The sequence below is a fragment of the uncultured Ligilactobacillus sp. genome, assembly GCF_948826705.1.
In the GTDB taxonomy this organism is placed as follows: Bacteria; Bacillota; Bacilli; order Lactobacillales; family Lactobacillaceae; genus Ligilactobacillus.
Window position 1 is genome coordinate 1 of record NZ_CAQLEL010000133.1, and the last position, 7,625, is coordinate 7,625.

6 protein-coding genes are annotated in these 7,625 nt (G+C 31.6%); 4 read left to right on the forward strand and 2 right to left on the reverse strand.

Annotated features, from left to right (window positions below; translation table 11 throughout):
* The 4 genes from Q9Q35_RS09650 to Q9Q35_RS09665 all read left to right on the forward strand — a co-directional run.
* A partial coding sequence (locus Q9Q35_RS09650; protein WP_304653167.1) for a hypothetical protein occupies positions 1-595 on the forward strand: 595 nt, incomplete at its 5' end.
* Positions 582-2,291, forward strand: coding sequence for a GTPase (locus Q9Q35_RS09655; protein WP_304653168.1), 1,710 nt, complete (start codon positions 582-584; stop codon positions 2,289-2,291). The genes Q9Q35_RS09650 and Q9Q35_RS09655, both read left to right, overlap by 14 nt.
* Positions 2,292-3,159: 868 nt before the next feature.
* A complete protein-coding gene (cas6, locus tag Q9Q35_RS09660) occupies positions 3,160-3,897 on the forward strand; it encodes a CRISPR-associated endoribonuclease Cas6 (protein WP_304653169.1) in 738 nt (245 codons plus the stop codon).
* Positions 3,898-3,911: 14 nt separating this feature from the next.
* Entirely contained in the window at positions 3,912-5,234 is a 1,323-nt protein-coding gene (locus Q9Q35_RS09665) for a type III-A CRISPR-associated CARF protein Csm6 (RefSeq protein ID WP_304653170.1), read from the forward strand.
* Positions 5,235-6,754: 1,520 nt separating this feature from the next.
* On the opposite strand, the gene Q9Q35_RS09670 is transcribed toward Q9Q35_RS09665, so the two are convergent.
* Together Q9Q35_RS09670 and Q9Q35_RS09675 are read right to left on the reverse strand one after the other, a co-directional pair.
* Positions 6,755-6,967 (reverse strand): hypothetical protein, encoded by a 213-nt coding sequence (locus Q9Q35_RS09670; protein ID WP_304653171.1) that lies wholly within the window; start codon positions 6,965-6,967, stop codon positions 6,755-6,757.
* Positions 6,968-7,216: 249 nt separating this feature from the next.
* Complete coding sequence (locus Q9Q35_RS09675; protein ID WP_304653172.1) at positions 7,217-7,477, reverse strand: kinase to dihydroxyacetone kinase; 261 nt, start codon at positions 7,475-7,477, stop codon at positions 7,217-7,219.
* Positions 7,478-7,625 lie beyond the last annotated feature (148 nt).

A 7,625-nucleotide genomic window follows, 5' to 3' on the forward strand; every position in this document is an offset into this window, starting at 1 on the left:
GGAAGAAAATATTGAAAGGACAATGTCTAAGATAAATAAAAATATGAAATTTACCATCGATAAAAGGTTAGTAAAGGGGCAATTAAATAGAGCCCTTTGGACTTTAGATAAAGTTGTTGATACGTTTTTTAGTTTATCAGAAACACAACAAAGTTTAGCTGAAGAATTGAATGGTGAATTGTTACGAATAAATAAGATGGTAGTTGAAAAAGGACTTAATTATTTGGAAATTGATGTGGAAATAGGTAGGATAGATAAAGTTGCTAGAGAGCCAGGTGTTGCACTTATGTTTGTATTGAAGGATGGAACGCGCTTACCTAGTAACGTAAAGAAAGATTTAGGGAATTTAATGAAAGAGAGTGTATGGTTTTCCTTTAAGAAGGATAAAGTATACTCAACTCTCCTACAGATTCTTGGTAAGGGAATCAATAGACAAGATGTTCGTCTAGAATCAATTAAGGGTGTAGAACGAATTGTTCATATCTCTAATTATGACCAACTTGATGCTCAGCAACAGAGTAGAATCATTTTAGCGCAACAATTGACTAATTTAGTCTTTATGAAAGAAGAGGAGAAGAAAAATGGACGTAAATAAAATTCAGTTAGATATTTGGCTAAAAAAAATAAAGGACATCCTTGAAGAGAGCAGATGCGTACTGCAAGAAGTTAAATATAGTAAAGTTGCAGATTTACCACAATCGGTGTCAGACAGTGAGGGAAAATCAATCAGCATTGTTTTTGCGGGACAGTATAGTGCAGGAAAATCATCTATCTTAAAAACACTAACAGGTATGGATGACATTAAAATAGGTGCTGCAATAACGACACAAACGGTCAGAGAATTTGACTGGAATGGTATAAAAATCATAGATACTCCAGGAATAAAAAATGGAATAAATATGGATCATGATGAAATTGCATATAAAGCTATAAATGAGGCTGACATGCTGATTTACGTAGTTACAGAGAATTTATTCGATAACTATATTGCAGAAGATTTTAGAAGATTGTTAATAGATCATAATAAGGCAAAGGAAATGATGCTATTTGTTAACAAGATGGGAAATAATGGTAATTCTGTAGAGATTCGTAAAATTAAAGAAAATGATTTAAAACGCGTGATGCATCCATATGAAAATGCTGTGAAGATAGTGTTTATTGATGCTAAAGATTATCTAGATAGTGTTAGTTTAGGAAATGAAGCGGACGATGAGGAGATAAAGAAAGCTTTATATGAGCGAAGTAACTATGCAGGAATGGTGAGAGCAGTTAATGAATTTGTACATGAAAAGGGAATGACAGCTAAATTAACTACTCCATTACAACAGGTAAGTTATGCTTTAGAAGACGCAATCGTTGAGCTTAATAAAGAAATCGGAAATCCGGGAATTGAGATGCTCATTGAGAAAATGCGTCAAGAGAAAAAAACTTTGGACGATAATCGGCGTGAAGTTGAAAGTGACATAAATTTGATTATAGCTGAACACAGTTCTCAAATACGTGATTTAGGTAGACAGGTATCTGATGCTGTTTCTAAAGCTACTAGTGAGGGGGATGTTAAGCAAATTGTAGATACTGCGTATGATAAAGTAGATACAATTTCTGACGACTGTGGTAAATGTATTGAAGAAAAATTTAGCAAAGGAATTACTGAACTTGGAAAGTCACTTGAAAGTTTAGAAAATAATCCTAATTTTAAACGTATAGAGTTAAGCTTAACTGAAAATGGCGAAGATTCTCCGATAGTCAGATATATTTTAAAAGAGAATTTAATATCAAATATTGGGACAAGGCTAGCGGAAAATACTGTTAATAAAAATAATATAGCAACGGGTTTAGAAACTTTTTCGGGAAGTGAAGTTCATGATGTGATTATAAAGCTAGGTGGAAAGTTGGGTAAAAAGTTTAAGCCATGGGAAGCTGTAAAGTTGACGAAAAAAATAAATTATTTAGCAAAGGGGCTTACTATAGCTAGTGTAATATTTTCTGTTGCTCTTCAAATTAAGGATGATGTTGATAGGGAAAATGCAGAACAAGAGATGCGAGAAAATCGTAGAAAAATTCGCACAACCTTTAATGAAGTGGCTAATGAAATGGAAACTTATTTTAAAAATACTGTAAAAAATGAAATTACGGATAGTTATCTGACAAGTATTCGAAGTATTGATGAAAATATTGAGGAAATACTTCGTTTAGAAGGAAACAAGAAAATCGAAGTAGATCGTTTAAAGAGAGAGAATCAAGCTTGTAAAAATTTGATCAGTGAAATTCAAGAATATGCTGTTGAATAAAATGCTTCTACCAGCGTTACTGCTGAAAATCTATTTGTAATGTAAAATAGCTTATTGTTCCTGAATTAGGGATGGTAGGCTATTTTTATATTTCTAGACGAAAGAGGAATCTAGCTATTTTTAGAGATGATATGCTATAATTATTCAAGATAAGCTTGTGAATGTAGTGTACGAATTTTTGTTAAAAAGTTAACAATTTGGTTCTTGTTCTAGGTGAGTTTTGTTAAGTTTTTAACAGCGGAAAAACTCTATAATCCTTGATAGTATTGGGGTTAAAAAACTAAGAATACCTAATACTCCGATTTTAAAGGAGACGGAAACGTTGTGTTTGTCAACCATAAAATGTTATCAAGTAATACCTAATACTCCGATTTGAAGCAGACACGATATTACGACTCAATAAAAGATGCCTATTTGGTGGAAAAATAATGTTAATATAAATTGTATTGATGAAGGAACTAAGAGCTATTTTGTTATGAATTTTGTCCTCAAACCTGCCTAAGGTACTTAATATTTTTGTGTTGCATGGCAAGTTTAAGGCCGAAAAATTCTTGTGTAATATGCATGAAATTAATGTTTTTAGCGTATAGGAATTTGAAATCTATCTCCGACGTAAGGAGATGACATAACCCCTAACAGCAGACGATAACATGTTAAGATGGTATACTATCTTTTTTGCTCTGATATAGAAAGATAATAGAATTTAACTATAAGGAAGAATTCTAAAAAATTATTGGTAAATGTATTGGTTATTAGTATGTAACAACCTATTTTTCCCTAATGGAGGGGGAGGTAGGTTGTTTTTATATGTTTCAAATATGATTTTTGTTATAATTAGCATGCACTTAAGTGACTTAGGGGTGATTTCTTGAAAAAAATTTTATTGACGTGTGATACTAGTAAAAAATATAGTTATGATTTAGCACCTAAACTTCATGGATGGTTAATGGAACATATGAATTCTGAAATGGCAGAATATTTTCATATATCTCAAGTGAATCCATACTCATTAAGAGTTCTACCAAAAAAGAATATGGTTTTGTTAGATATTTCTATACTAGATGAATCTGTAGAAAAAGTATTTGATGAAATTTTATTAGATAATTCGTTAGAAAAGATAGTTTTAGGTAATAATTCTGAAATTACCTTAAAGATTACAAACAGAGAAGTTACTGTTTTATCTACCAAACAGCTGGCTGATATTTTTTATGTAAATGAACCTAGACGAGAAATGCAGATCAATTTTTTGACTGCAACGGGTTTTAAGGTAAAAGGAGAGCAGGTTTATTTACCAGATATACTATTAATTTTTCAGAATTTAATGTTGCGATATGCAACGATTTTTGAGGGTAGTAATAAAATTGATAAGGAGTTATTGCAAGAAATAGCTAACAAAACAAAAATTGTAAGTTTTTCGATTCAATCGAGCTATTATCCGATTCATGGTAGATATATTCCAGGCTTTATCGGTAAAATAAAAATTCGTTGCAACGGATCAAAGACGCTGATCAGTTATCTCAACATGTTGTTATGTTTTGCTGAATATAGTGGCATTGGAATCAAAACCAGTATGGGTATGGGTGCAGTAAATATATTACTTAAATAGGGAGTGTAACAATTATGACAACTTTAATTTCTTGTGTTGGGGATACAGATCCGATCCGTGAGAATCATGATGGACCGTTATTGCACATTGCTAGAGTAATGAAACCAGATAAAATATTGATGATTCATTCAGAAAGATCGATCAAAAAACATGATAATATGGTTACAGCCTTGAATTCGATTTCAGGATATACACCACGTATAGAAGTGTCTGAACGAATAATTAAGGATACGGAAGTTTATATCTTTGATAAGGTTTTTAATATTTTAGAGGAGTTGTTACATAAGTACGAACAGACCGAAGATGAAATTTTTTTAAATCTTTCTAGTGCTACCCCGCAAGTAAAATCAGCTATGTTTACCTTGAACAGATTAGCTGGACTAAATGTGAGAGCTTTTCAAGTAACTACACCTAAAAGAGGCTCAAATGAAGGTGAAAGTCATTCTAATGATGAACCGATAGAGTTGTTGATTGCGAGGAATTTAGATAATACTCCTAATTTTGAAAATCGAGTTATTGAAGATAGTGGTCGAAAATTACTTTTGGCTTTGAAAAAGAAAACATATCGTGATTTATTGATAAATTATGGCTATGAAGCATTGTATGGTTTAATAAGTAAAGACACAGAGTTGAAAAAATCTAATAGAGGAAAACTAAAAATAAATTTAGAAGGTGTAGTTCAATCTGTAAAAACACAGAAGTTATTGCCAGATGTCGCAAATTTAAGTATTGCTGATGAACAGAAAAAATTATTGAATGCATGGCTACTTCTAAATCTTCAGGCTAAACGCGGGATGGTAGGGGAATATTTGATTCGTTTAAAAAATATTGCTGAATATAGCGCTGAATTATATCTCCAAAAAAATTATCCTAATACGATCAAATTTGAAGATGGGAAACCCTATTTAGTAGAGCCAGAAGGTGAATTGGCAGATTACTTGAATAAATGTTTAGAAGCTGATGGTAGGCATGTAGCTAATTTTGAATATGCTTATCTAAATTTGAACTACTATAAAGATATCGTTAGGTATTATGATGAAAATGATCCTTTGGGTGAGGTTTTAGAAAAAATAAAGGGAATGTCTAAACAACGGAATAAATTTGCCCATGGATTAGAGGAATTTGACAAACTTAGAAATAATTCAATATTTAAGTATACCAATCAAACATTTGAGATGGTAAAGAGTAGTATTGATTTAAGCGATGAAGAATGGGCTAAGTTTGCAGATTTAGAGAAAAAAGTAAAGATGCATAATGGTAAAACTGAGTATTTAAAGACTATCTACGAATCGTATTTCGATCGTTTGAATGAAAAGCTACTTGAATTCTTGAAATAATTTAATAATCTGTACTTAATATTTAAAGGATAATACCTAATGTTATAAAATTAAGTAAGACGGATTGTGAATATATCAAGAAAGATGAGATTCATTTTATAAAAAATAGTAGACAATAAAAAATAGTGGTGATATAATAATTCCCAGCCCTAATAGGAGGATAATAGAATCTAACTATAAGGGGTGATATAAATGGGAGAAATTCTAGGTTTGATTGCACGTGAAGCAGCAGTTGCTGTGGCCGTTGTAGTTGTTCAAGAGGTTCTTGAATCTCTTACTGAGGAAGCTTAGTTTTTATTTCATTAAGGGACTGTGGTATTTTTGTATATCACAGTCCTTTTACATATATAGAGTCACTCATGTTTTTTTATTATATGATAGTTAGTACAAAAAGATTCTATTGCAGTTAATTATGAGATAGCAGAATATGGTTATTTTTGGAGATACTATGTTATACTGACCAAGATAATATTAAGTTAAGCGGATTTCAAACTTGTATTAAAAAACTAACAACTTTAGTATCTAAATAAGTAATTTTTGTTAAAGTTTTAGCACTATAAAATTGCTGTATTTTTTGATATAACTAGGGCTTGAAAACAAAAGAAAGTAAAACTAATACTCCGATTTAGCACCAGCCTGATAAGGATAAATACTCATCGCGAAAACTTAATACTCCAGTTTGAAGTGGACATCATGTCACGCCTCAATAAACAGGTGCTTACTTGGAAAAATATGTTAATATAAATGGAGGGACTTAAGAGATATTTTGTCCTCAAACTTGTCTAGGGTACTTAATGTTTTTGTGTTGCATGGCAAGTTTAAGGTCAAGAAATTCTTGTGTAATATGTATGAAATTAATGCTTTTAGCGTATAGTATTTGAAACCTATCTCCGACAAGAGGAGACGAAAACAAACAATACTGTTTTACCTTGGTTATCAAGCCATTTGAAACCTATCTCCGCCGTAAGGAGATGAATGCGTCATGCTGATAGAAAAACTAATACTCCGATTTAAAGGGGATAAAAAGAATTATTGATTGAAAAAATAAAAAAACAGTAGACAACTAAAAATAAGGGTGATATAATAACTCTCCTGCCCTGATAGAAGGATGATCGAATCTAACTATAAGGGGTGATGATCAATGGAAGAGATTCTTGAAACAATCATTCGTGAAGTCGGTGAAGTTGTTATTGAAGTCATTATTGAATCTATTGGTTAGCGCAAAAGTAGCCTGCCGTTCCTAAGTAGGAGATGGCAGGCTACTTTTGTTTTTTGGTAATTCGAGTTCTTGCGTGACTAACTGTTCAAGGGGTACTCAGCTATATTGAGATATTTCAACTGATGAGTACAGAATATATCTCTCACAAAAATAGATACAGGGAGAATTGTGGTTTTTATATATAAATAATTTTTAATGATAAAAGAAAAAATGTGTAATGAAATAATATCACTACACGTTAAAAAATGTTATGTTGGAAAGTAGCTTCATCACACTAAAGCTTATTTACTATATTTTTGACCTAGTTATGTTCCTTTATATACTCGACGATTTCTTTAACAATAGCTGGCCCATATTTAATAATCAGCTTTAATACAAAATCAATAAACTCCCAGTTGATTGAAAAAGAAAGAGCGGCGAGATTCAGATTCTCAGTATTTAGTTTATTGAGAGTTGATTTATCACCCTTATACAATTTAGCGGCTTTACGTATATCTCTTTCACGTTCTGTCATAGTGAACACCTCCCTATTCACATAACTATTGTACAGTTGTTCAATATTGGTAATCTAATATTTTGCTTTATCTATATAGCCCAAGGAAGAAGACATTATAGCAGTGTAGATGTGTCTATGTTATAATTAAGCAAGGAAATGTTGGATGAGAAGTTTTGTTAAAAAGTTAACAATTTGTGTCCAACCTCAAGCAACTTTTGTTAAGTTTTTAATAGTAAAAAAATCCTCTATTCCTTGATATTACTTGAGTTACGAGATTAAGGAATACCTAATACTCCGATTTGAAGGAGACGGAAACAATCTTCTTCTTGAAACATCATCTCCAAGTGATGCACAATATTCAAGAACCTTCCATGGCTCATTTGTATGATAATGAATTTTTATCAGGTTTTCATCACCAACTGCAAGCAGACAATCACCCTTGAAATTTTCCACAAAATAATTATTGATTGCATCCTCATCGAGATTTTTGCCCTCTATCAGCAATTGAGTATCATATCTGAATTCCATTTTATCATCTCCTTAAATTATGCATTATCACTGCATTTTCCGTTGGGTTTGAGTAATAGTTTTTACGCATTCCTATTTTTTCAAAACCAAAGGATTCATAAAGTTTTATAGCAGGAATATTCTTTTCCCTGACATCAAGAAAAACAAC